This is a genomic window from Streptomyces viridochromogenes, from assembly GCF_001270495.1.
GTDB classification, from domain to species: Bacteria; Actinomycetota; Actinomycetes; order Streptomycetales; family Streptomycetaceae; genus Streptomyces; species Streptomyces viridochromogenes_A.
Window position 1 is genome coordinate 199,475 of the sequence record NZ_LGUR01000117.1, and the last position, 24,894, is coordinate 224,368.

Here is a 24,894-nt window from a genome sequence, read left to right on the forward strand (position 1 = left end):
ATGACGGCAGATCCGTACGCAGCAAGCAGTTCGTCCGCACCGTCCAACGCCGCACACCGTCCCTACCGTGAGGTGACCGACGCGCGCGGGCGCGTCTATCGCGTCGGCGAGACCGACCGCGACATCCTCGGCCACTCCCGCAAGATCATGGTGTATCTCCCGTGGATCGCCATGATGGCCATCAGCGTCTTCGAATACGCGTACGGCTCCGCGGAGGACACCTTGTCCCACGCGCACGGCTGGACGCAGAGCAACACGTTCTGGATTCTCAGCGTCTGGGTGTTCTTCCAGGCCGGTATCGCCTTCCCGGCGGGCTGGCTGCGCGAGAAGGGCATCCTGACGGCCCGCACGGCCATGTACCTCGGCTCCGGCCTGTGCCTGCTTGGCTTCCTCGCCCTGTCGCACCTGGACAACGTCTGGCTCGCGATCCTCGGGTTCGGCGTCATCGGCGGCATCGGCGCCGGCCTGATCTACGCGACCTGCATCAACATGGTCGGCAAGTGGTTCCCCGAACGGCGCGGCGCCCGGACCGGGTTCGTCAATGGCGGGTTCGCGTACGGATCGCTGCCGTTCATCTTCATCTTCAACTACGGGTTCGACACCGCGAACTACCACCGGGTGCTGGACCTGATCGGCTGCTACATCATGATCGTCGTCCTCGGCTGCGCGTTCTTCTTCAAGGACCCCCCGAAGAACTGGTGGCCCGCGGAGGTCGATCCGCTGACGTACTCGGGCGACCGGAAGAACGCGGCGAGCCTCGCCAAGAACCCCCCGGCGGTGAAGCAGTACACGCCGAAGGAGGCCATCAGGACCGGCATGCTGCCACTGATGTGGCTGTCCGTCGTCCTGACCGCCGGAGTGTCGATCTTCGGCATCTCCTTCCAGGTCGACTACGCCAAGGAGGTCGGCTTCGGCCCGCTGGTCGCGGCGTCGTCGATGGGCGTGATGGCGGTCATCAACGGCATCGGCCGCGGTGTCGTGGGCTGGTTGTCCGACCGGTGGGGCCGTAAGTCGACGCTGGTGTTCGTGATCGTCGTGCTGGGTCTGGCCCAGTTCGGTGTGATCTGGGCGGGCGACCTCAGGAGCGAGTGGCTGTTCCTGTTCTTCGCCTTCCTCTCCGGCTTCGGCGGCGGCGCGTTCTACCCGCTGTTCGCGGCGCTTACCCCGGACTACTTCGGGGAGAACTACAACGCCACCAACTACGGTCTGGTCTACAGCGGCAAGCTGATCAGCGGCCTGTTCGGCGGCGGTCTGGGCTCCATGGTGGTCGCGGCCTGGGGCTATGACGGCGCGTACGCGCTGGCCGGCGGCGTGTCGTTGGTGGCGGCGGCGATCGCGTTGCTGCTGCGACAGCCGGGGCGGAGCATGACGGTTCCGCATCCTGCGCGCTGACAGTCGTGCATGTCGTGTGTATCGCGCACATCGCGCATGTGAGGAGGCCCTCCCCACTTCGGGGAGGGCCTCCTCATGTCCGTGCGACGACCGTCAGCACTTCTCCCGCAGCGAGTGCAGGTGCTCGCTCGAACGGCGTGCGAACGTCAAGGAGTCCGTCGGGTTGTCGTGTTCCGCCTGCCAGTGGTGGGCGAACCGCTGTCCGCGGATCTTGGTCACGGCGGAGATGAACCGCTTGTAGTCGATGTCGCCGTCGCCGACGTCGACCATGTCGTAGCCGTACTGGTTGGTCGGGTCGCTCACGCCGTCCTTGACGTGGAACAGCGGGTAGCGGTGCGGCTGCTTCAGTACATAGTCCAGCGGCTCGAAGGGGGCGGCTGATCCGTCGGGCCGCTTCGAGAAGCGGAACTGGCCCGAGTACGCCCAGAAGATGTCCATCTCCAGGTAGACGAGGTCGGGGTCGGTCTCGGCGAGCAGCACGTCGTAGAGGCGGACCTTGGGGTTGTCGGTGGCGAAGGAGAACTCCTCGGAGTGGTTGTGCTGGTAGAACTTCATGCCGCGCGCCTTCGCCGCCGCGCCGTAGGTGTTGAACTCCTCGGCGGCGCGCTTCCAGGCGTCGACGGTGGAGCCGTAGCGGAACGGCCCGGAGGCGGTGCCTATGTGCTTCAGGCCGAGGGCCTGGGCGTCGTCGAGGACCTTGGTGAGGTTCTGGGCGAAGGTGTAGGCGCCCGGATCGTTGGAGTAGTAGCCGACGTGGCTGCCGATCGGGTTCAGGCCGTGGTTCCGGGCCAGCCGCTTCAGCTGCGCGAGGGTGATGGGTCCTGCCGAGCCCTGCGTGTATCCGGCGAACTCGACCTCGTCGTAGCCGTACTTCTCCAACTCGGCGAAGACGGGGGCGAAGCCGAGCGTGGAGACCTTGTCGCGCAGGCTGTAGAGCTGAATGCCGAGGCGGCCGGGCGGGAGGACGGGGCGGCCGCGGCCGGCGCCGCGGGATGCCGTGTCGGTGGCGGACGCAGTGCCGGGGGCGGCGGCCGCGGTGGCTGCGGCGGTCCCGAGCAGGGCGGCGGCCGTGGTGCCCGCAGCCACGCCGAGCATGCCTCGTCTGGTGAGGCGGTGGGTGAGTTCGGGATCCGTCTGGGAAAAGCGGCTCATGCCTGGGAACTCCCTGTGATCGAAGGCCGTTGTCAGTGGTGAGTGCTTCACTTGTGATCAGTCGGAACTGAGCGGGCTGACCACTCAGCCGAGACCGGCGAGTTGGAGCAGAAGTGACTTCACATCGGTGGCCGCGACGCGGTCGCCGACAGCGCGGGGGGTGGAGCAAATGAGGAGCGGACCGTCTTCGTCGCTCGCGGGAATGCGGCCATGGCTGCCGCGAATAGGTGACGGATCCAGAGGCACGACCGCCATCCGGTAACGCATGCCCAGCTTCTTGCGGGCGAGCGCGGTCGCAGCCTTGACCTTGACGTAGGGGTCGAGGGGATCCATGAAGAGTTCGACCGGGTCGTAGCCGGGTTTGCGATGGATCTCGACGAGTCGCGCGAAGTCGGGCGCGTGGACGTCGTCCAGCCAGTAGTAGTACGTGAACCAGGCGCCCGGCTCCGCTACGGCGACCAGCTCGCCGGCACGCGGATGGTCGAGATGGTGGGCCTTCTTGCCCTCGTCGTCGAGGAGTTGCTCGATGCCGGGTAGCCCGTCCAGGGCAGCCCGGGTCGCGTCGAGGTCTTCCGGTCGGCGTACGTAGACGTGGGCGACCTGGTGGTCGGCGACCGCGAAGGCGCGTGACGCCATCGGGTCGAGGTACTCCATGCCGTCCTGGGTGTGCACTTCAAGCAGGCCTGCCCGCCGCAGGGCGCGGTTGATGTCGACGGGGCGGCTCACGCGGGTGATGCCGTACTCGGACAGCGCGACGACGGTACGGCCCTCCGCGCGGGCGTCGTCCAGCAGCGGGGCCATGGCGGCGTCCAGGTCGGCGGCCGCTTTCAGTGAGCGCGGGTCGTCGGGGCCGAAGCGCTGTAGGTCGTAGTCAAGATGAGGGAGGTAGCACAGGGTCAGATCGGGGTGCCGCGTGCGGATGATGTGGCGGGTCGCGTCGATGATCCAGCGGCTGGACACGAGGTCGGCGCCGGGACCCCAGAAGTGGAAGAGCGGGAAGGTGCCCAGCCTCTCGGTGAGTTCGTCGTGCAGGTCGGGCGGCCGGGTGTAACAGTCGGGCTCCTTGCGCCCGTCGGAATAGTAGATGGGGCGGGGGGTGACGGTGATGTCGGTGTCGGCGCCCATGGCGTACCACCAGCAGATGTTGGCGACGGTGTAGTCGGGGTGCGCGCGGCGGGCGGCGTCCCAGAGTTTGTCGCCGGCGACCAGTCCGTTGTGCTGGCGCCACAGGAGTACGTCGCCGAGGTCACGGAAGTACCAGCCGTTGCCGACGATGCCGTGCTCCGACGGGTGGGTGCCGGTGAGGAAGGTGGACTGGGCGGCGCAGGTGACGGCTGGCAGGACGGTGCCGAGCGGCGCCTGGGAGCCGGACTGGGCGAGCCGCTTGAGGTGGGGCATGTGGTCGAGGAGACGGGGGGTGAGGCCGACGACGTCGAGGACGAGGAGAGAGGTGGGGCGGTGCCTGGCGGTGGCACCGGCTCGGGGTGCTGCGCGACCACGTGGTGAGGCGGCCGGGGTTGCCGGGGCCGCCGGATCCACTTGGTCCGCCGAGTCCGGTCGTGCGGTCATGGCAGCTCCTTCAGGCCGAGATCCGTCAACAGGTCGCGGGCGAGGGTGAGTTCGGCTGCGATGCCGTCGGCTAGCTGACTGCGGGCGCGGGGCCGCAGTTCGGCCGGTAGCGCCTGCCAGGTGTAGGTCTCGACCTCGAGGTGGCGGGTGAGCGGGTGCGGGCCGCCGACGAGCCGGGTCAGTGCGGCCTTGAGAACGGGGAGTGTGGAGGTGAGCGGCGCGGCGGGGGCCGCGTGGAGTGGGACGTGGAAGTGCGCCCGCCACGGAGATGTGTCGGGCAGTGCGTCGCCCTTGAGCGCCTCGCCGAGGTCGTCTGTGCCGCGCAGCCCGGGGGCGACGGGGGCCCCTCCGGCTCGATCGGGGGTGAGAGCGAGGGAGGTGCGGGTCTGGTGCAGGAAACGGGGTTCGTCGAAGGCGGCAAGGGCCTCGCGGACCTCGGGGAGATGGGGGTGTTCGGCGTGCAGGGCGGCTGAGAGCTGGGACTTGACGACGGGGACGCGGGCTTCGGCGAGCGCGTCCAGGGCGGTGTGCGGATCTTCGAAGGAGGTGGCGAGGTGGCAGGTGTCCACGCAGATGCCGATGCGGTGGTGCCCGATCAGCGTGAGCGGGGCGATGGCGTCGCCGGTGGTCTCGACGGTGCAGCCGGGTTCGGGTTCGAGGCCGACGCGGATGTCGCGGCCGGTCAACTCCTCCAAGGCGTCGAGGCGTTCGGCGAGGGTGAGGAGAGCGGTGCAGGCGGTCTCTGCGCGGCGCTCGTCGTAGGCGGTGCGCCAGGCGAGGGGCAGGGTGGAGATGCTGCCCTGGGTGACGTCGTCGGGGAGGAGTCCGGCGAGTACGCGGGCCAGGGCGGTGGTGTGGTCGAGGCGCTCGGGGTCGGCCCAGTCCGGCTTGTAGACGCGGTACTTGACCTCTTCGGCACCGAAGCCCTCATACGGGAAGCCGTTGAGGGTGACGACCTCGAGACCGCGTCGGTCGAGTTCGGTGCGCAGGCCGCGCAGGGCGGACGGGTCGGAGACGAGGGCGTGCGCGGCGTCCCTGGCAAGCCACAGGCCGATGCCGAGGCGGTCGCGGCCAAGCCGTCGACGGACGGGTTCGCAGTGGTCTCGGAGCTGGGCGAGGACCCCGTCGAGGGTCTCGGCCGGGTGGACGTTGGTGCAGTAGGCGAGATGGACGGTGGAGCCGTCGGGGTGGCGGAAGCGCATGGCTCACGCCCCCGTGGCCGGTGCGCCGGCCGGATCGGCTCGCTCTCTCGGTCCGGCGGCCAATGCGTCCGACTCGCGCGGTGCGTCGGCCGATTCGGACGACTCGCTCGATGCGTCGGCCGATTCTTGGGGGTCTTTCGGAGCACCGCGGAGGATGGAGTTGCCCTCGTGGGTCGCCTCCGGTGTCACGACGTCGAGGTTGAGGCGGCCGCTGAGCCCGTAGAAGGCGACCGGATTGCGCCACAGCACGAGATCGACGTCGTCCGGGTCGAAGCCTTCGGCCAGCATCAGGTCGGCGACCCGGCGGGTCTTCAGGGGATCGCTCCTGCCCCAGTCGGCCGCGGAGTTCACCAGTACCTGCTCGGTTCCGTACTCGCGGAGGATCGCGACCATCCGCTGCTCGTCCATCTTGGTGTCGGGATAGACGGAGAAGCCGAGCCAGCAGCCGCTGTCCTTGGCCTCCTTGACCGTCGTCTCGTTGAGATGGTCGACCAGCACGTGGCCCGGGGGCAGCGCGGACTCCCGGACGACATCGAGAGTGCGGCGCAATCCCGCGAGCTTGTCGCGATGCGGGGTGTGGACAAGCGCGGGCAGTTCGTGGTCGGCGGCGAGCTGGAGCTGTGCGCCGAGGGCCGTGTCCTCGGCGGGGGTCATCGAGTCATAGCCGATCTCGCCGACGGCGACGACCCCGTCCTTGACGAGATACCGGGGCAGTTCGTCCAGGACGGGAGCGCAGCGCGGGTCGTTCGCCTCCTTGGGGTTGAGGGCGAGCGTGCAGTGGTGGGCGATGCCGTGCTGGGCGGCTCGGAAGGGCTCCCAGCCGAGAAGGGAGTCGAAGTAGTCGAGGAAAGAGGCGACGGAGGTGCGGGGTTGGCCGAGCCAGAAGGAGGGTTCGACGACGGCGCGGATGTCGGCGGCGTGCATGGCCTCGTAGTCGTCGGTGGTCCGAGACGTCATGTGAATGTGGGGGTCGAAGAGGCGCATCAGGACTCCTTGCCGTCTGTGCCGCGGGTGCCCTCAGGGGCCGGCGAAGTGGCTGTGGGGTCGGTCAGGGTCAGGACGCGGTGCAGGTCTCCGGGGACGGGGCGACCCGCGGCGGTGCGTTCGGCGGCGTAGTCGCCCAGCATGCGGGCGAGTTCTGCGTCACCGTGGGCGCGGAGGTCCAGCTCGGCCACGGCGTCGACCGGCACACCGGTGAACAGGCACTTCAGGACCGCGTGGCGCCACTGGTGGGAGTCGAGGTGCCGGGCGGCGTAAGGGCCGACGGCGGCGGCGAGGAGTCGCGTGTCGTTGGTGCGCAGGGCGTCCTCGACGAGCGGGACGGCGTCGGGGCCGGGCACGAGGTGGGGCAGCGCGTGCAGGACGGCGCGGCGTTCGGCGGCGGTGCCCTGGAAGTAGACGCGGGTGACAGCGTCCACGTCGGCGTGGGCAGCGTGCAGGATGAGAACGCGGGCGGCGTCTGCGTGCTCGGAACCGCAGCGACGGCCGGCCTCGGCGATGCGCAACTCCCAGACGGAGATGGGCCCGTGGGTGCCAGGGTGCGCGGCGGCCTCCTCCAGGGCCCGGTGGAGCCAGCCGCGAGCGGCCGTGCCGAGTTGGGCGGCGAGGCGGGCGCGAAGGTCGGCGGGTGCGGTGAGGGCGAGGGACTGGGGTGTGTCTCGGGTGTCCGGCGCGGGCACGGCACCTGCCAGGTCTTCGAGGCCCGTTCTGGCTTCGACGCCCGCGTGGGTGTCCGAGCCGGCTCTTCGATCGGTTCCCGCTCGGGTGTCGGATCCGGGTCCGGCTTGGGCCTCGGCTCGGCTCTCCGTGCCCGGTCCGCCTGCGGCCTCGGCTCGGGTGTCCGAGCCAGCTCTGCCTTCGGCCTCGGCTCGGCTGTCGGCCCCGGCTCGGCTCTCTGCGCCGGTTTTGGCCGCGGCGCCCGTTCGGTGCTGGTGGGTGTCCGCTCCCGGTGTCGCCGGGGTGGTGCCGGGGTGGGTCATGAGGTGCTCCCTTCAGGGGTGGCGGAGGGATCGCCATGAAGTGGGGCTGGGATTGGGACAGGGATCGGTGATCGGGCGGCCGTGGCCTCGGCGCTGCGGAGGAACGGGAGGGACAGTTCGGCGAAGTGGGGACCCGCGTGGGAGTGGCGGGGCAGTTCGACGACGGTCAGGCCCTGGTAGCCGGTGGTGGTGAGGGCGGCGAGCACGGGTGGGAAGTCGATCTCGCCGTCGCCGAACGGGAGGTGCTCATGGATGCCGCGGCGCATGTCCTCGATCTGGACGTGGCGCAGCCAGGGGCCGGCGGCGCGCACGCAGTCGACGGGGGAGAGGGGTTCGAGGCACTGGCAGTGGCCGATGTCGAGGGTCAGTCCGAGGTGTTCCGGGTCGCTGAGGGTGCGGCGGAGTCGGTGGAAGTCGGCGAGGGTGGAGAGGAGGTGACCGGGTTCGGGTTCGACGGCGAGAGGGACGTCGGCTGCGGTGGCGGCCTCCAGGACCGGGGTGAGTGCATCGGCGAGACGGTGCCAGGCCGTGTCCGGATCGGTGCCCGCGGGCGTGATGCCGCTGAAGCAGTGAACGGCGTGAGCACCGAGGTCGGCGGCGACCCGGACCGCGCGGATCAGCAGGTCGACGCGGCGGGCACGGTCGTCCGGATCGGGGTCGAGCAGGCTGGGGCCGTGCTTGCGCCGCGGGTCGAGCACATAGCGGGCGCCGGTCTCCACGGTGACGCCCAGGCCGAGCGCGTCCAGGCGTTGGGCGAGGCGGCGGGTGCGGGCGGCGAGATCCGGGGCGAGGGGGTCGAGGTGCATGTGGTCGAGCGTCAGGCCGACGCCGTCGTAGCCGAGGTCGGCGAGAAGGGCGAGGGCGTCGTCGAGGCGGAGGTCCGCGAGCCCGTTGGTGCCGTAGCCGAAGCGGAGTGGGGTGCGGGAGGAGGCCGGTCCGCCGGGGTCCCGCGCCGGGTGGGGCCGGAGGCTCATGTGACGCTCACCTTCTTCGCGTACTTCCGGCCGATCGGGGCGAGTGCGGCGATGGCCAAGGCGGTGAGCCCGGAACCGGCGCGGGCCGCGAGCACCGCCTGGAGCGGGATGGTGGCGCGGATGCCGCCGCCGACGGCTCGCTGGGTCAGGGGCGGCGAGGGGTTGAGCGCGGCGTGGGTGTAAAGGCGGCCGGCGGTGGCGGCGTAGACGGTGGCCAGGGCGGTGGGCAGGACCCTGTCGAGGGTGAGACCGGCCCGGTCGTGTGCGGGCGTCCGGCGTCCGGCGCCCATGCCCACGCCCACGCCGGTGCCGGTGGCGGTGGCGGTGGCGGTGGCGGTGGCGATGACAGTGGCGGTCCTGTCGCCGGCGCCGGTCGACGCGGCTCGCTTCGTGCCCGGCGCGCCACGTGTCGAGAGCAGGGTGAGGACGGCCGTCACTGCGAGGGCGGCCAGGGGCGGCAGGGCCGTGCCGCCCTGGGTCTCCCGGCGCGAGACGGTCGTCACGGCGAGGGTGTGGGTGCCGAGGAGGGCGGCGGAGGGCAGTGCCTCCCGCGGACGGCCGGTCGTGGCGGCACCGAGGAGATGGTCGAGGCCGCGAGCGGCGGCCATGGCCACGGGGCCGGCGGGTGTGTGCTTCAGGGCGAGGTCATATGCCCAGACGGTGGCGGCCAGGGGGGCGGCCACCGCCAGGGCGGGGCGGCCGGCCCTGGCGGCCAGGCCGAGCCCGGCGGCGGTCAGGGCGCAGGCCGCGGTGAAGGCGGAGGCCGGCCGGATGCGGCCGGAGGGCAGGGGGCGGTGAGGGCGTTCGGCGGCGTCCTCCGCGCGGTCCGCCCAGTCGTTGAGGGCCATGCCGGCTTCGTAGAGGCAGAGGGAGGAGCCGATGGCGAGCAGGGTGCGGGGGTTGGGCCGACCCCCGGCCGCGACGGCCCCGCTCAGGGCGTCGCCGGGGACGGTGAACAGGGCGGGGAGCCGGAGCAGTTCGGCCCAGGCACGGGCCCGGCTCATGGCCGCTCCCCCGGAAGGGGCTCGCCCGGATCGACGGCCGGTGTGGCGGCCCTCTCGACGGACTCGCGGTGACCGGCGCCCTGAGCGGCACCCTCCCCAGCAACCTCGCGGTCACCGGCACCCCGAACGACACCCTCCCCAGCAACCTCGCGGTCACCGGCACCCCGAACGACACCCTCCCCAGCAACCTCGCAGTCACCAGCGCCCGGAGCAACAGCCTCGCCCCGAGCCGTGGACACTCCACCCCGAGCCGTCGCGCCCCGAAGGGCATCGACGCCGTCCGCCGGGCGGAGCCTCTCCCCCAGTCCCGTCAGCGCCGCGTACTGCGCTGCCAGGCTCGCCGGTCCGTCCCCCACCGGGTCCTTGAAGTAGAAACCGAGTTCGCCGAGCGGGCCGGTCAGGCCGGCCTCGTGGGCGCGGGAGGTGAGCCGGGCCAGGTCCAGCACCAGGGGTGCCGCGAGGGCCGAGTCGCAGCCCTGCCAGATGGTCTGGAGGATCATGCGGGTGCCGAGGAAGCCGTCGAAGGCGATGTGGTCCCAGGCGGTCTTCCAGTCGCCGAGCGCCGGGACGTCGTCGATGTGGACCTCGCCCTCGGGGACGCTGCCGAGGGTGTCGGCGAGGACGCGTTCCTTGCCGGCGTTCTTCGCCGCGGCGGCGGCCGGGTCGGCGAGGGCGGCACCGTCGCCGCCGCCCAGCAGGTTGGTGCCGGACCAGGCACGGACGGTCAGGGCGCGCTGCGCGAACATCGGGCCCAGCACGGCCCGCAGCAGGGTCTGCCCGGTCTTGCCGTCCCGGCCGGCGTGGGGCAGGCCGCTGCGCCCGACCTCGCGGGCGGCGACGGGGTGGTGCATGCCCTCGGACGGGGTGAAGTTGACGTAGGGACAGCCCGCGCGCAGGGCCGCCAGCGCGTACAGGGTGCTGGCGGGAAGCGGGGAGTCGGGACAGCCCTGGGACGCGGGTTCGGTGGAGGCGACGTTCACGACGACGGTCCGCTCCAGCTCGTGGCGGTGCGCGAAGTCACGTATGTCGTCGGCGAAAGCCGTGATCAGTTCGGCCTCGCTCCTGGTGTCCCCCCGGATGGGGCCGCCGGGCCTGATCTCCCGGTCGGCAGCCGCGAGTTCGGCGGCGACGGCGGTGGCGACGCGCGGCGGGAGGACGCCGCCTGCGGTCAGGGTCTCGGCGCGTTTGGGCAGGGGGCAGTCGACGGTGTCGTGGCCGCCGAAGACGAGGTCCGAGAGAGCGGGCAGGGCGCTGTCGGTGAACGCGGAGGTCTCGGTCACCATGCCGGTGGGCGGGTGCAGCCCCGCGGTGACGGCGGCGCAGCCCGTGACGACGGTGGTGGCGACGGAGCCTCGTGCCCCGATCAGCCACACCCCCACACGCGGTCGGGAGAGGGACGCGGACATGGGCAGCCTCCTTGTCGTACCTGTCGTGCTTGTCGTGCTTGTCGTGCTTGTCGTGCTTGTCGTGCGCGAACCCGGGGGGAGGGACAAAGACGGCGGGCGGGGGTCCGGCGTCCCCCGCCCGCCGCCCGCTCAGCCGCCCGTCGTGGGCAGTTCCTTCAACTGGATGTTGCGGAAGGAGACCTGGTCGTCGGCGCCATGGTTCTGGAGGCCGATGTGACCGTCGGTCAGACTCCGCTCAGGGTCCTTGTTGGTGAAGTCGTTGATCTTGACTCCGTTGAGGAACACCTGGAGGCGTTCGCCCTGGACCTTGATCTCGTAGGAGTTCCACTGGCCGGGCGGACGCAGGACCTGGTCACGGGCCTTGATGTTCGCCGACTTGAACGAGTAGACGGATCCCGTGGTGCGCTCGGGCGCGTCCGTGGCGTCGATCTGGACCTCGTAGCCCTTGTTCACCGCGGACCAGGGGTCGCCGGAAGCCGGGAAGCCCACGAAGATCCCGGAGTTGTCGTCGCCCTGCATCTTCCAGTCGAGCTTGAGGGAGTACGACTTCAGCTCCTTGGCCTGGTACCAGAGCAGACCCATGCCGCCCTCGGACTCCAGGGTGCCGTCCTTGACGTTGAACTTGCCGGGGCCGGCCTGCTTCCAGCCGTCCAGGGTCTGGCCGTTGAAGATCTTCCGGTAGTCCTTGCTCGGCTTGCAGTCCGCCTTCACCTGACCGGTGGCGTACTGCAGACCGCCGAGCAGGTGGGCCCGGAAGGCCTCCTCGGCGTAGGACTCCTTGGTGTGGCCGCCGCCGGTGTAGAAGGACCGGCCGCCGCCGTAGCTCTGGCACCAGGCGATCGGATGGTCGCCCTTCATGTTCCCGCCCTGGTAGGTGGTCTCGTCGAGGGTGGCGAGGACCTTGGCCTGCTCACGCGGGTTGGTGCGGTAGTTGTACCACTCGTCGGTGCGCTCCCAGGTCTCGCCCAGGTGCGCGGTCGACGGATGGTCGTGGTCCTCGACGCGCACGGTGGCCTTCTGGATGGCCGGATGCGAGTCGAAGTAGGCGCCAACGAGGCCGCCGTAGAACGCCCAGTCGTACTCGGTGTCGGCTGCGGCGTGGATGCCCATGTATCCACCGCCGCCGGCCACGTAGTCCTCGAACGCCTTCTGCTGATCGGCGTTCAGCACGTCACCGGTGGTGGACAGGAAGGCCACCGCGTCGTACTTGGCGAGGTTGGTCGTGGTGAACTGCCGGGCCTCCTCGGTCGCGTCGACCGTGATGCCGGCCGGGGCACCGAGCTCCTTCAGGGCGGTGATGCCGGCCGGGATGGAGTCGTGGCGGAAACCGGCGGTCTTGGAGAAGACCAGGACCTTCTTGCCGCCCTTGAACGGCTGGGTGGAGAACTCGAAGTCGTCCACGTCGTACAGCGCGCCCTCGCCGCCCCTGAAGACCAGGTAGATCTCCGTGGTGCGCTTGGGCAGGGCCCGCAGCGGGACGTCGAGGTTCTGGAAGGTCTCCCAGCCGCCGGTCGGCGGGATGTACGCCGAGCCGTGCAGCGGTCCGTCGGGCGAGCCGGTGCGCAGCTCGATGAAGCCGCCCGCGCCGCCGGAGGAGGCCCGCACGGTCATCTTCTTCTGGCCGTCGAACCGGTAGGGGGTGAAGGAGATCCAGTCGCCGTCGTTGATGTTGCCGACGGTCTTGCCGCCGTTGGCGCCGGTCTTGTCGATGACCGACACGCCCGACTGGGTGGTGAAGTGCTCGCCCTGGCGGTGCAGGGGCTGGAGCACGGTGCGGGCGGTGCCGGTGAGGGCCTCCTGACCGTTGGCACCACTGTCGGTGTAGCTGGCGCCGACGACGCCGTAGATGTTGGCGTTGGGGTCGTGGCCGCCGTCACCGGCGGGCGGCTTCAGGGTGCCCTCGCAGCCCATCTCGCTGGTCAGCTCGTGGGCGTGGGAGTCGTGGCCGAGGCTGTAGACGACCTTGACCTTGGAGCAGTCGATCGTCTCCTCGGGGTCGGTGACGGTCACCTTGAACGGGACGGGCTTGCCGAACTCGGCCAGGGCGCCGTTGCCCGGGACGTCGATCCGTACCTTGGGCTCGGTGTTGCCGACCACGATCCGGGTACTGGCGTTGCCCGTGTTGCCCTCGGGGTCCTTGGCGGTGAAGGTGGCGGTGTAGGTGCCGGCCTTCTTGTACCGGTGGGTGGGGTTGAGGCCCTCGCCCTTGGTGCCGTCCCCGAAGTCCCAGCTGTAGGTGAGCTCCGGGGAGTCGGCGTCCTTGGCGGCACCGGTGAACGTGACCTTCAGGCCGACCGCTCCGGACGTCTTGTCGGCGCTCACCTCGGCGATCGGCGAGAAGCCGTCCTCGGCGTTCTCGATCCGGTACAGCGCGGAGTGCTCGTCGCCCTGGAACCAGGAGATGCCGTAGTCGAGGACGTAGAGCGCGCCGTCGGGGCCGAACTCCATGTCCATGATCTGGGTGCCGGTCCACGGGAAGTCGTTGATCTTCGCGACGGAACCGTCCTCGTTCTGCTCGATCCGCTTGATCCAGCGGCGGCCGAACTCACCCGCGAAGAAGTCGCCGTCGTACGCCTCGGGGAACTTCACTCCGGAGTCGAGATCGGGGTCGTAGCGGTAGACCGGGCCGGCCATCGGGGACTCGGAGCCGCTGCCGAACTCGGGCACGGAGCCGCCGTCGTACGGGATCCAGGCGGCCTGCGCGGGCGGCAGGTCGACCAGGCCCGTGTTGTACGGCGAGGTGTTCTTCGGGGCGGCGCAGTCGAACTTCTCGCCGGAGGTGCCGGTGGCGAAGTCGTAGTCGACGTAGGCGTCGTTGTTGCCGGTGCAGAACGGCCAGCCGAAGTTGGCGGCCTTGGTGACCTTTGCGAACTCGACCTGTCCGGCCGGGCCCCGGCTGGGGCTCGCGGCACCGGCGTCGGGGCCGTAGTCGCCGACGTACACGATGCCGGTCTTGTCGTCGACGCTCATCCGGAACGGGTTGCGGAAGCCCATCGCGTAGATCTCGGGGCGGGTCTTGTCCGTGCCCGGGGCGAAGAGGTTGCCCTCCGGGACGGTGTACGAGCCGTCCTCGGCGACCTTGATACGGAGGATCTTGCCGCGCAGGTCGTTGGTGTTGGCCGAGCTGCGGCGGGCGTCGAAGGCGGGGTTGCGGCCCTCGCGGTCGTCGATCGGCGTGTAGCCGTCGGAGGCGAAGGGGTTGGTGTCGTCGCCGGTCGACAGGTAGAGGTTGCCGTCCGCGTCGAAGTCGATGTCGCCGCCGACGTGGCAGCAGGTGCCGCGGGAGGCCGCGACGTCGATGACCTTCTTCTCGCTGGCCGTGTTCAGCGTGCCGTTGGCGTTCAGGACGAAGCGGGAGAGGCGGTTGACGCCGTCGAACTTCTTGAAGTCCTCGGCGGTGCCGGTCTCCGGGGCGTCGCCCGCGGGGGTGTCGAGCGGCGGGGCGTAGTAGAGGTAGATCGCCCGGTTGTCGGTGAAGTCCGGGTCGATGCCGACGCCCTGGAGGCCCTCCTCGTCGTGGCTGTAGACGGGGATCTTGCCGGCGATCTTGGTGACGCCGCCCTGGTCGGTGAGGCGCAGCGTGCCGTCGCGCGAGGTGTGCAACACGCTGCGGTTCGGGAGCACGGCGAGCGACATCGGCTCGCCCATCTCGGGTTCGCCCTTGGCGAGCGGCACCTGCTGGAACTGTCCCTCGGCGGCTGCCGGTTCGTCGTGTTCCGGGTGGCCGGGGTGGGCGCCGGCGACGGTCGCCGGGGCGCCCACGGTCAGGAGCAGGCCGGTGAACAGGGCGACGGCGGTGCGAAGTCCGGGGCGCCTGGGGGTGTTGCGGGTGCTTCTGAGTCTGGTTCTGTGCACGAAGTCCCTCCGGGAACGGGTGGGCCGTACGGGGTGGGTGCGAAGACGTGCGGTGCGGGCGCCGGGGTGCGCCGTCACCCCGGAGGTGGCTGTGCCATGAACACTTCCGCGTGTCCTGAGCACTTCCGTGTGCGATGACCACTTCCGTGCGTCAAGAGCACATCCGTGCGTCAAGAACACTTCCGTGTGTCCTGAACACTTCAGGGACGGTAACCGCGTCCGTGCGGGGCGAACACCCCTTGCGTCAGACTCGGTCGCCCTTTCTCCCAGCACAGGACAAAGCAGGATCCGCGCAGGTCGGAGGGGGGGCCGGCGGTGCGTCCGGTCCCCGTCCCCGACCAGCGCCGGGTACTCGGTTCAGTTGTTGAACGCGGCGTCGAAGGACGCGCTGGGCGGCTCGAAGTCGTATGCCTTGAGACGGGCCAGCGCCTCGGGGGCGCCCTGGAGCCGGTCCATGCCGGCGTCCTCCCACTCCACGGAGATCGGGCCCTTGTAGTCGATGGAGCGCAGCATCCGGAAGACGTCCTCCCAGGGGACGTCGCCGTGCCCGGCCGACACGAAGTCCCAGCCCCGACGCGGGTCGCCCCACGGCAGGTGGGAGCCGAGGCGGCCGTTGCGGCCGTCCAGGCGTTTGCGGGCCTCCTTGCAGTCGACGTGGTAGATGCGGTCGCGGAAGTCCCACAGGAAACCGACGGGGTCGAGGTCCTGCCACACGAAGTGGGAGGGGTCGAAGTTCAGGCCGAAGGCCGGGCGGCCCCCGACAGCCTCCAGGGCCCGCCAGGTCGTCCAGTAGTCGTAGGCGATCTCGCTGGGATGGACTTCGTGCGCGAACCGCACGCCCTCCTCGTCGAAGACGTCCAGGATGGGGTTCCAGCGGGTGGCGAAGTCCTCGTAACCTCGCTCGATCATCGACTCCGGCACGGGCGGGAACATGGCGACCAGATGCCAGATGGCGGAGCCGGTGAAGCCGATCACCGTGTCGACGCCGAGGGCGGCGGCAGCGCGCGCGGTGTCCTTCATCCGGTCCGCGGCCCGCCTGCGCACCCCCTCCGGGTCACCGTCGGCCCATACCTCGGCCGGCAGAATGGCCTGGTGACGCTCGTCGATGATGGCGTCGCAGACGGCCTGGCCGACCAGGTGGTTGGAGATCGCCCAGCACTTGAGGCCGTACTTGTCGAGCAGCGCCTTCCTGGAGTCGATGTACGACGGGTCCGCGAGGGCCTTGTCGACCTCGAAGTGGTCGCCCCAGCAGGCGAGTTCGAGTCCGTCATAGCCGAAGTCGCGGGCGAGCCGGCAGACCTCCTCCAACGGCAGGTCGGCCCACTGGCCGGTGAACAGCGTGAACGTACGCGGCATTGCGCGTCAGCCTCCTCGGACCGCTATCAGGGTGTGGTTCAGACCGCAATCGGGGTGTAGACGGAGTTCTTCTCGGCGCTCTCCTCCACCGCCGCCAGCACGCGCTGCACCTGCAACCCGTCGGCGAAGGAGGGCTCGGGCTGCCGGCCCTCGGCGATGGCGTGGACCAGGTCACGGGCCTGGTGGACGAAGGTGTGCTCGTAGCCGAGGCCGTGGCCCGGGGGCCACCAGGCGTCCAGGTAGGGGTGGTCGGGCTCGGTGACCAGGATGCGGCGGAAGCCGGCGTGGACCTGGGGTTCCGTGCCGTCGTGGTAGGCGAGTTCGTTGAGGCGCTCCAGGTCGAAGGCCAACGAGCCGTGTTCGCCGTTGAGTTCGATGCGCAGGGAGTTCTTGCGGCCGGTGGCATAGCGGGTGGCCTCGAAGGACGCGAGGGCGCCGGAGGCGAAGCGGCCGGTGAACAGGGCGGCGTCATCGACGGTGACCTGTCCGGTGGCGTCCTCGGACGCGACCGCGGACAGCCCCTTCACCGCCCCGCCGGGCAGCGGCCGTTCCTTGACGAAGGTCTCCGTCACCGCGGACACCCCGGTCAGCCGCTCCCCCGCCAGGTATTGCGCGAGGTCGATGATGTGGGCGCCCAGGTCGCCGAGCGCGCCCGAACCGGCCAGTTCCTTGCGCAGCCGCCAGGTCAGCGGGGCCGCGGGGTCCACGAGCCAGTCCTGGAGGTACGACACCCGCACATGGCGCAGACGGCCCACTCGGCCCTCGGCGACCATGCTGCGGGCGAGAGCGGTGGCGGGCACTCGGCGGTAATTGAAGCCGACCATCGCCAACTGGCCGCGCGCGTACGCCGCTTCGGCCGCCGTCACCATCGTCTCGGCCTCCTCGACGCTGTTCGCGAGGGGCTTCTCGCACAGGACGTGCTTGCCGGCCGCCAGCGCGGCGAGCGCGATCTCGGCGTGGCTGTCGCCCGGGGTGCAGATGTCCACGAGGTCGATGTCGTCCCGCGCGATCAGGGCACGCCAGTCGGTCTCGGTCGCCGCCCAGCCGTGCCGCTCGGCCGCCGTCCGTACGGCGGTGGCGTCCCGCCCGCAGATCGCGGCCAGGACCGGGCTGCGGGGCAGGTCGAAGACACGGCCCGCCGTGCGCCAGCCCTGCGAGTGCGCGGCGCCCATGAAGGCGTAGCCGACCATGCCGACGCGCAGCGGCCGCTTTCCGGCCGCCGTGCCGGGTGGGGACACCCCGGCCCCGGTCTCGGCCGCGGGGCCGGGCCCGCCCGCCTCGGCGACCGTGGCCCTTGCCTGCGCCTCGGCCCCGTCGGGCTGCTGCGGCTGTCCCATGCGATAGTCCTCCTCGTCGTCGTGCCGCGGTGGGGGGTTGCGGGGGCGTCCTGCGGATCGTGCCGTCCTCACTGCCCGGGTCTCGCCGGAGCTACGGCTGTGCCTGTCGCGGTGCGGCGGTCGCCGTTGGGTGTTCCTCGGCGTTGGCCGCCGCCCGGTCCACGGCAACGGCCGCCGCAGGCGAACGGCTTCCCGGCTTCGGCCACTTGGGCTCCCGAGGCTCGATCACCGAGCTCCGAAGGCGACCACCCGAGGCCCTGAGCCCCCGAGGTCCGGAGGCCCCGCAAGCCCGCAAGCCCGCAGGTCCGGGGGTCCGGAGGTCCGGAGGTCCGGAGGTCCGGAGGTCCGGAGGTCCGGAGGCATCGGCCTCCCAAGCTCCGCCACCTCCGCTGCCCAAGCCCGGTCGCCCCGGCAGCCCCGGTCCCGGCCACCTCGGCCGCCCAGGCCCAGGCCGCCTCGGCTCCTCCGGCCCCGGCCACCGCGGTCCCCGGCTCAGATACGGCCACACCGCCGCACGGCCCCTGGGCCACTCGGCCCACACGGCCACTCGGCTCCACGACCCCACCGCCCGAAGTCCTCGACCCCGCTCGGTCGGCCCGTGGTCAGGTGCCGCGCTCTGGTCGGCTCGATCCGCTGGACGCTCCCCGCCCTGCCCGACGGACGCCTCGGCCCCGTCGGACAGGGTGCGCCTCACTTGAAGCCGGTGGGCATGTACTGGTCGACGTTGTCCTTGTCGACCACCGCCGAGTAGAGCGTGATCGAGGCCGGGATCTCGAACTCGGCCATGCCGCTGACACCGTCGCCCTGACCCAGCGCACGGGCCAGGTCGATGGCGGACGCCGCCATGGTCGGCGGGTACAGGACGGTGGCCTTGAGGACGCCGTTGTCCTGCTTGATCGCCTGGAAGGCGGACAGCGCGCCCGCACCGCCGACCATGAGGAAGTCGTCGCGCCCGGCCTGCTCGATGGCCCGCAGCGCGCCCACGCCCTGGTCGTCGTCGTGGTTCCACAGGGCGTCGAACTTCGACTGGGCCTGCAGGAGTTGGGCCATCTTGGCCTGCCCGGACTCGACCGTGAACTCGGCCGCCTGACGGGCCACCTTCTTGATGTTGGGGTAGTTCTTCAGGGCGTCGTCGAAGCCCTGGGTGCGCTGCTGGGTCAGCTCCAGGTTGTCCAGCCCGGCCAGTTCGATGACCTTGGCGTCGGACTTCCCCTTGAGCTTCTCGCCGATGTAGTGACCGGCGTTCAGGCCCATCCCGTAGTTGTCGCCGCCGATCCAGCAGCGGTACGCCTGCGGGGAGTTGAAGATCCGGTCGAGGTTGACGACCGGGATACGGGCCCGCATCGCCTTCAGGCCGACCTGGGTGAGCGCCTTGCCGTCGGCGGGCAGCACCACCAGGACGTCGACCTTCTTGTTGATCAGTGTCTCGATCTGGCCGATCTGCGCGGCGGTGTCGTTCGACCCCTCGGTGATCTCCAGGGTCACGTCCGAGTACTTCTTGGCCCGGCTCTTGGCGTTGTCGTTGATGGCGTTGAGCCAGCCGTGGTCGGCCTGCGGGCCGGCGAAGCCGATGGTGACCTCCTTGCCGGGCTTGTCGTCGGCGGCCGGCTGGTCGTTCGCGGCCGGCTCGTCGCCGGACTCGTTGCTCGTGCAACCCGCGAGGAGGGCCCCCGCCCCGATGGCGGCGGATCCGAAGAGCAGCCCTCTGCGACTGGTGAGCTCTGGCATGGCGGTGAACCCTTTCCTCAGGTCTTGCTGAGCGGGAAGCGGTACGGCCCTCAGGTCGTGCTCGCGGTACGGCGCTGGACCAGCACGGCGGCGACGATGATCGCGCCCTTGGCGATCTGCTGGACGTCGCTCTGCAGGTTGTTCAGGGCGAAGATGTTGGTGATCGTGGTGAAGATCAGGACGCCGAGCACGGAGCCGACGATGGTGCCACGGCCCCCGCTGAGCAGGGTGCCGCCGATGATCGCGGCCGCGATGGCGTCGAGTTCGTAGAGGTTGCCGTTGGTGTTCTGGCCGGAGCCGGCGAGGATGATCAGCAGGAAGGCGGCGATGCCGCAGCACAGTCCGGACAGCAGGTAGAGGTAGAGCCGCTGGCGGCGGACGTCGATGCCGGCGAGCCGGGCCGCCTCCGCGTTGCCGCCGACGGCGACCGTGCGGCGTCCGAAGGTGGTGCGGTTCAGGATCAGCCAGCCGATGATCGTCACGACTGCGAACACCATGACCAGTGGTGGAATGCCGAGCACATAGGCGTCGCGCTCGCCGAGGTCCAGTACAGAGGGCACGGTGACGATCTGCGTCTTGCCGTCCGTGATCTGGAGCGCCAGTCCGCGCGCGGAGGCCAGCATGGCGAGCGTGGCGATGAACGGGACTATCGCGCCGTACGCGATCAGCATCCCGTTGACCAGCCCGCACCCCAGGCCGACGACCACCGCGGTGAACAGGATGCCGACGAAGCCGTACTCCTGTGTCGCGACCGTGGTCGCCCACACCGAGGCGAGCGCCACGATCGCGCCGACGGACAGGTCGATGCCGCCGGAGACGATGACGAAGGTCATGCCGACGGTGACGACGCCGATCACGGAGGCCTGAGTGAGGACGAGTTGGAGGTTGCGGGTGTCCAGGAACTCGTCCGGCTTGGTGATGCCGCCGATGATGATCAGGACGGCGAGGACGCCGAGCAGGGAGAGGGTGCGCACGTCGGCGCGGGCCATCAGGCCGCGCCAGGCGGGCGGTGCACCGGCCGACGGCACCTTGCCGGTGCTGTCCCGGGGCGGTGAGGCGTGCTGCGTCATGACGCCGGGCTTCCTTCCATGACGAGGTCGAGTACGCGGTGTTCGTCGAGTTCACGGGCCGGTGCTGTGTGGACGACGCGCCCTTCGCGCAGTACCAGCACGCGGTCGGCGAGGCCCAGCACTTCGGGCACTTCGCTGGAGACCAGCAGGACGGCGAGGCCTTCGTCGGCCAGCCGCCGCACGACTGCGTACAGTTCGGCGCGGGCTCCGACGTCGACGCCGCGAGTGGGTTCGTCGAGCAGCAGCACCCGGCAGCCGCGCAGCAGCCAGCGGGCCAGGACGGCCTTCTGCTGGTTGCCGCCGGACAGGGTGCGCACCGGCACGTTCGGGTTGTCGGGCCGCAGCGACAGCTCGCGGGTCGCGGCCCTCGCGGCCCCCAGTTCGGCGGCCCGGTCGATCCAGCCGCCGCGTGAGAAGCGGGACATGGAGGAGACGGAGACGTTGCGGGTGACGGACTCCAGCATGAGCAGCGCCTGTGCCTTGCGTTCCTCGGGCGCGAGCCCGAGCCCGGCGCGCACGGCTGCCCGCACACTGCCGGGCCTCAACTCCCGCCCGTCCACCAGGACTTGACCGGCATCGGGCTTCCTCGCCCCGTAGATCGTCTCCAGGATCTCGGAGCGCCCCGAGCCCACCAGCCCGGCGAGCCCGACGATCTCGCCGGGCCGCACGCTCAGGTCGAGCGGCTCGAACTCCCCGTTCCGGGCGAGTCCCCGGACCTCCAGCACCGGCTGCCCGACCGCCGCCATGTCCTTGGCCGGCCGCTCGGGAAAGACGTACTCGACATTGCGTCCCGTCATCAGCGCCACGACCTCGCGCGTCGGCGTCGTCTTCGCCGGAAGCCCGACCGCCACGGCCCGCCCGTCCTTCAGCACCGTCACCCGGTCGCCGATCCTGCGGATCTCCTCCAGCCGGTGCGAGATGTAGACGACGGCGACTCCGGCGGCGGTGAGGTCCCCGACGATGCGGAAGAGGTTGTCGACCTCGTCCGGGTCGAGGGCCGCGGACGGCTCGTCCATCACGATCAGCCGTACGTCGTGGGAGAGCGCCCGCGCCATGGAGACGATCTGCTGCTGCGCCGCCGACAACTCCCCGACCAGACGCGCCGGATCGATCTCCGGATGCCCAAGTCGCTTGAGTAGCTGGGCGGTTGACTCCCGAGCTACCTTTCCGCGTACGACGAAGCCGGCGGCCGTGGGTTCATGGCCGAGGTGGACGTTCTCGGCCACCGACAGATGCTCGACGAGGTCGAGTTCCTGGTAGATGGTGGCGATGCCGAGACGCATGGCGGCGATGGGCGAGCGGAGCGTGACCGGTTCGCCGCGCCAGTGGATGGTGCCGGTGTCGGGCTGGTGGGCGCCGGCCAGGACCTTGATGAGGGTGGACTTGCCGGCGCCGTTCTGGCCGAGCAGGCAGTGCACTTCACCGGCCTGGACGTCGAGGGCGACGCCGTCGAGGGCGCGGACTCCGGGGAACGACTTGGTGATGCCGGACATGCTGAGCAGCGGTGGTTCTGGTGCCATGAGGTCCCCTTGGCGGGCGTGCGGGCCGGTTTCAGGGCGGGGCGAGGCAGAGCAGGGCAGGGCTGAGCGCTGTGCGAGGTGCGGTGCTGGTGAGCCGTACGCAGTGAGTGGCTTACGCGGGTGAGAACACGTGGTCGCTGATGAGCCGGGCCGCGCCGATGACTCCGGCGGTGGGGCCCAACTCGCCCAGGACGATGGGGAGGTTGCCGGTCGCCAGGGGCAGCGACTGGCGGTAGACCTGGGTACGGATCGCGGCGAGCAGGTTGTGGCCGAGGCCGGTCACCCCGCCGCCGATCACCACCAGGCCCGGGTTGAAGAAGCTGACGAGTCCGGCGATGACCTGGCCGACGCGGTTGCCGCCCTCGCGGATCAGGTCGAGCGCGGTGGCGTCGCCCGCGGCGGCCGCCGCCGCGACATCGACAGCGGTCAGGGTGCCGTTCGCCGCCAGCCGTGAGGCGAGTTCCTCCGACAGCCCTTGCTGGGCCGCCTCCACGGCGTCCCGGGCGAGGGCCGCTCCACTGAAGTGGGCCTCCAGGCAACCCCGGTTGCCGCAGGCGCAGGGGCGGCCGTCGGGCACGGCCTGGATGTGCCCGATGTCGCCCGCGCTGCCCGTGACACCGCGGTGGACGTCACCGCCCGCGACGATGCCGCAGCCGATGCCGGTGCCGATCTTGACGCAGAGGAAGTCGCCCACGGAGCGTGCCACGCCCGCGTGCCGCTCCCCCATCGCCATGAGGTTCACGTCGTTGTCGACCATGACCGGGCAGCCGAGTTCCTGGCTGAGCGCCTCCCGCACCGGGAAGCCGTCCCAGCCCGGCATGATCGGCGGAGCCACGGGGACACCCTCGGGAAAGCGGACCGGTCCGGGGACGCCGATGCCGGCGCCGTCGAACCCCTCCGCGAGCCCGGAGGCCCTCAACTTGGCGGCCATGGACAGGACTTGCTCGAAGACCGCGACCGGTCCCTCGCGTACGTCCATGGGCTGGTTGAGGTGTCCCAGGATCTCCAGTTCGGCGTTGGTGACGGCGACGTCGACCGAGGTCGCGCCGATGTCGACGCCGAGGAAGCGCAGCCCGGGGTTGAGCCGGACGTTGTGGGAGCGGCGGCCGCCGCGCGAGGCGGCGAGTCCGTCGGCCACCACCAGGTCCGTCTCCAGCAGACGGTCCACCTCCACGGCCAGCTTGGACCGTGAGAGGTCGATCTGATCGCCCAGCTGGGCCCGGGAGTTGGGTCCGCCGTCGCGCAACAGCCTGAGCAGTCGGGCCTGATGGGCGTTCGCGGGTCGCGCCGTCATACGTCTCACGAGCCCCTCCCCGCCTCATTCGGCCTGTGCGCGCCGGATTTCGGCCACCTCGGTGACCTGCTTTCGAGGGGAACGTAGCAGCGGCCGCCGGAGGTGGGAAGAAGTTACGCAGAGATTGCCGTCAACTTTCTCCACTCACAGGACAAAGAAGAGATCGCTCAGGACTTGGGCCGTGCGTGATACGACCGTCGCGTGTGCTCGGTGTGCTCCCGCATCAGCTGTGTCGCGCGCTGCTCGTCCCGGTCGGTGATCGCGGCGATCATTCCGCGGTGCTCGATCCAGGACTGCTGGCCGCGCTGGCGGGCCACGGGCGTGTAGTACCAGCGGACGCGGCGGTCGACCTGGGCCGCCAGCTCGGCGAGGACCGCGTTGCCCGCGAGGTCCATGATCTTCGCGTGGAAGCGGGCGTTGAGGGCGACGGCGGCGTCCACCTCGTCGGCGGCGACGGCTCTCTCGCCCTCGGCGCACAGCTCCTCCAGCGCCGCGATACCGGCGCTGTCGGCATGGGCGGCGGCGAGCCGGGCCGCCTCGGCCTCCAGCAGCGTACGCACGGTGAGGAGCTGGTCGGCCTCCTCCTCCGTCGGCTCGTGCACGAACGCGCCCTGCGCGGGCCGTAGATCGACCCAGCCTTCGGTGTTCAGCCGCTGGAGCGCCTCGCGCACCGGCTGCCGGGACACACCGAGGTGACCTGCCAGTTCGCTCTCGACCAGATGCTGCCCCGGCTGGAGGGCACGGGTCGTGATGAGTTCGAGCAGCGCCTCGTAGACACGGTCGCGCAGTGGACCGGGCCGTTCGAGCTTGGGCACCGCACCCTGCGGCAGTCCTGTCGACAACATCGGTTCCCCTCCTGGGCGAACACCGGGCGTGCACCGGGCGACTGCATCCGCTAGCCAACCGTCACTGGAAAGCCAGTATCGATTGTCTTTCGTCTACAGTCTACGGCGCACAAAGGCCAGGGCGCCGAGGAGTTGGCCACGTCACACAGGCCTCAGGGACAGCGGACGACCTGTCCGGCATACGACAGGTTCCCGCCGAACCCGAAGAGCAGCACCGGATCGCCGGTCGAGATCCGTCCCTGCTCCACGAGCTTGGAGAACGCCAGCGGAATGCTCGCCGCCGATGTGTTCCCGGACTCGGAGACATCACGCGCGACCACGGCGTTGACCGCGCCGAGCTTCAGCGCGAGGGGCTCGATGATGCGCAGGTTGGCCTGGTGCAGGACGACTCCGGCGAGGTCCTCGGGAGCGAGGCCGGCGCGTTCACACGCCCGGCGGGCGATGGCCGGCAGCTGTGTCGTCGCCCAGCGGTAGACGCTCTGCCCCTCCTGGGCGAACCGCGCCGGCTGCCCCTCGATGCGCACCGCGTGCCCCATCTCGGGAACCGAACCCCACAGCACCGGCCCGATGCGGGCCTCGTCGGACGCCTCCACGACGGCCGCGCCGGCCCCGTCGCCGACCAGCACACAGGTCGTACGGTCGCTCCAGTCGGTCACGTCGGACATCTTGTCGGCGCCGATCACCAGCGCCCGGGACGCGGCCCCCGCCCGGACCGCGTGGTCGGCGGTGGCCAGGGCGTGGGTGAAACCGGCGCAGACGACGTTGACGTCCATCGCCGCGGGCGAGGGGATGCCGATCCTGGCCGCGACCCGGGCGGCCATGTTCGGGGAGCGGTCGATGGCGGTGGAGGTGGCGACCAGGACCAGGTCGATGTCGCCGGGGGCGAGGCCCGCCGCCGCGAGCGCCTTGGCGGCGGCGTGGGCGGCCAGCTCGTCGACCGGCTCGTCGGGCCCGGCGATGTGGCGCGTGCGGATACCCACCCGGGATGTGATCCACTCGTCACTGGTGTCGACCATGCCCGCCAGGTCCGCGTTGGTGAGCACCCTGGCGGGCTGGTAGTGGCCGACTGCGGCGATGCGCGAGCCGTTCATCGATGGTGATCCCCTCGGGCCTTGGGTAGCGGGATTCACCAGTCTGATCAGTGACTCACGGGTACGGGTGCAAGTGATGCCACAGGAAACGGGCGCCCGTGTTGTCAGCTTCCATCAGGC

Annotated in this window: 18 protein-coding genes; 1 reads left to right on the forward strand and 17 read right to left on the reverse strand. The window is 70.7% G+C overall.

Annotated elements, in window-relative coordinates:
• Positions 1–1,392, forward strand: coding sequence for an OFA family MFS transporter (locus tag ADK36_RS12935; protein WP_048579338.1), 1,392 nt, complete (start codon positions 1–3; stop codon positions 1,390–1,392).
• 93 nt (positions 1,393–1,485) lie between these two features.
• Here the strand turns inward: ADK36_RS12935 and ADK36_RS12940 are convergent, their stop codons facing one another.
• The 17 genes from ADK36_RS12940 to ADK36_RS13020 all read right to left on the reverse strand — a co-directional run bounded on the left by ADK36_RS12940 (position 1,486) and on the right by ADK36_RS13020 (position 24,774).
• A complete protein-coding gene (locus tag ADK36_RS12940; protein ID WP_053197530.1) occupies positions 1,486–2,544 on the reverse strand; it encodes a sugar phosphate isomerase/epimerase family protein in 1,059 nt (352 codons plus the stop codon).
• Positions 2,545–2,628: 84 nt separating this feature from the next.
• Positions 2,629–4,113, reverse strand: a complete 1,485-nt coding sequence (locus ADK36_RS12945; protein ID WP_078942524.1) for a nucleotide pyrophosphatase/phosphodiesterase family protein — start codon at positions 4,111–4,113, stop codon at positions 2,629–2,631.
• Positions 4,110–5,315, reverse strand: coding sequence for a metabolite traffic protein EboE (eboE, locus tag ADK36_RS12950; protein WP_053197532.1), 1,206 nt, complete (start codon positions 5,313–5,315; stop codon positions 4,110–4,112). The genes ADK36_RS12945 and eboE overlap by 4 nt, the downstream gene beginning before the upstream one ends.
• Before the next feature lie 3 nt (positions 5,316–5,318).
• Positions 5,319–6,299 (reverse strand): TatD family hydrolase, encoded by a 981-nt coding sequence (locus ADK36_RS12955; protein WP_078916014.1) that lies wholly within the window; start codon positions 6,297–6,299, stop codon positions 5,319–5,321.
• Positions 6,299–6,994: an EboA domain-containing protein gene (locus tag ADK36_RS12960; RefSeq protein WP_234329751.1), complete on the reverse strand. Its 696-nt coding sequence runs from the start codon at positions 6,992–6,994 to the stop codon at positions 6,299–6,301. Before ADK36_RS12960 ends, ADK36_RS12955 begins: the two co-directional genes overlap by 1 nt.
• A 296-nt stretch (positions 6,995–7,290) precedes the next feature.
• Positions 7,291–8,268 (reverse strand): sugar phosphate isomerase/epimerase family protein, encoded by a 978-nt coding sequence (locus ADK36_RS12965; RefSeq protein WP_053197534.1) that lies wholly within the window; start codon positions 8,266–8,268, stop codon positions 7,291–7,293.
• Positions 8,265–9,272: an SCO3242 family prenyltransferase gene (locus ADK36_RS12970; protein WP_053197536.1), complete on the reverse strand. Its 1,008-nt coding sequence runs from the start codon at positions 9,270–9,272 to the stop codon at positions 8,265–8,267. The genes ADK36_RS12965 and ADK36_RS12970 overlap by 4 nt, the downstream gene beginning before the upstream one ends.
• Positions 9,269–10,678, reverse strand: a complete 1,410-nt coding sequence (locus tag ADK36_RS12975) for an inositol-3-phosphate synthase (protein WP_234329752.1) — start codon at positions 10,676–10,678, stop codon at positions 9,269–9,271. The genes ADK36_RS12970 and ADK36_RS12975 overlap by 4 nt, the downstream gene beginning before the upstream one ends.
• 129 nt (positions 10,679–10,807) lie before the next feature.
• Positions 10,808–14,533, reverse strand: coding sequence for a ThuA domain-containing protein (locus ADK36_RS12980; protein WP_053197538.1), 3,726 nt, complete (start codon positions 14,531–14,533; stop codon positions 10,808–10,810).
• A 357-nt stretch (positions 14,534–14,890) separates the two neighbouring features.
• The gene (locus ADK36_RS12985) at positions 14,891–15,889 is read right to left on the reverse strand and encodes a sugar phosphate isomerase/epimerase family protein (protein ID WP_053197540.1); all 999 of its coding nucleotides are present in this window, start codon (positions 15,887–15,889) and stop codon (positions 14,891–14,893) included.
• Positions 15,890–15,927: 38 nt separating this feature from the next.
• Complete coding sequence (locus tag ADK36_RS12990; protein WP_053197542.1) at positions 15,928–17,226, reverse strand: Gfo/Idh/MocA family protein; 1,299 nt, start codon at positions 17,224–17,226, stop codon at positions 15,928–15,930.
• A gap of 690 nt (positions 17,227–17,916) precedes the next feature.
• Positions 17,917–18,954, reverse strand: coding sequence for a substrate-binding domain-containing protein (locus ADK36_RS12995; RefSeq protein WP_048579346.1), 1,038 nt, complete (start codon positions 18,952–18,954; stop codon positions 17,917–17,919).
• Positions 18,955–19,004: 50 nt separating this feature from the next.
• Entirely contained in the window at positions 19,005–20,024 is a 1,020-nt protein-coding gene (locus ADK36_RS13000; RefSeq protein ID WP_048579347.1) for an ABC transporter permease, read from the reverse strand.
• A complete protein-coding gene (locus ADK36_RS13005; protein ID WP_048579348.1) occupies positions 20,021–21,544 on the reverse strand; it encodes a sugar ABC transporter ATP-binding protein in 1,524 nt (507 codons plus the stop codon). The genes ADK36_RS13000 and ADK36_RS13005 overlap by 4 nt, the downstream gene beginning before the upstream one ends.
• Positions 21,545–21,656: 112 nt before the next feature.
• Positions 21,657–22,838 (reverse strand): ROK family protein, encoded by a 1,182-nt coding sequence (locus tag ADK36_RS13010; protein WP_048579349.1) that lies wholly within the window; start codon positions 22,836–22,838, stop codon positions 21,657–21,659.
• A 167-nt stretch (positions 22,839–23,005) separates the two neighbouring features.
• Positions 23,006–23,683, reverse strand: a complete 678-nt coding sequence (locus ADK36_RS13015) for a GntR family transcriptional regulator (protein WP_048579350.1) — start codon at positions 23,681–23,683, stop codon at positions 23,006–23,008.
• A 152-nt stretch (positions 23,684–23,835) separates the two neighbouring features.
• Entirely contained in the window at positions 23,836–24,774 is a 939-nt protein-coding gene (locus tag ADK36_RS13020; protein ID WP_048579351.1) for a beta-ketoacyl-ACP synthase III, read from the reverse strand.
• Positions 24,775–24,894 lie beyond the last annotated feature (120 nt).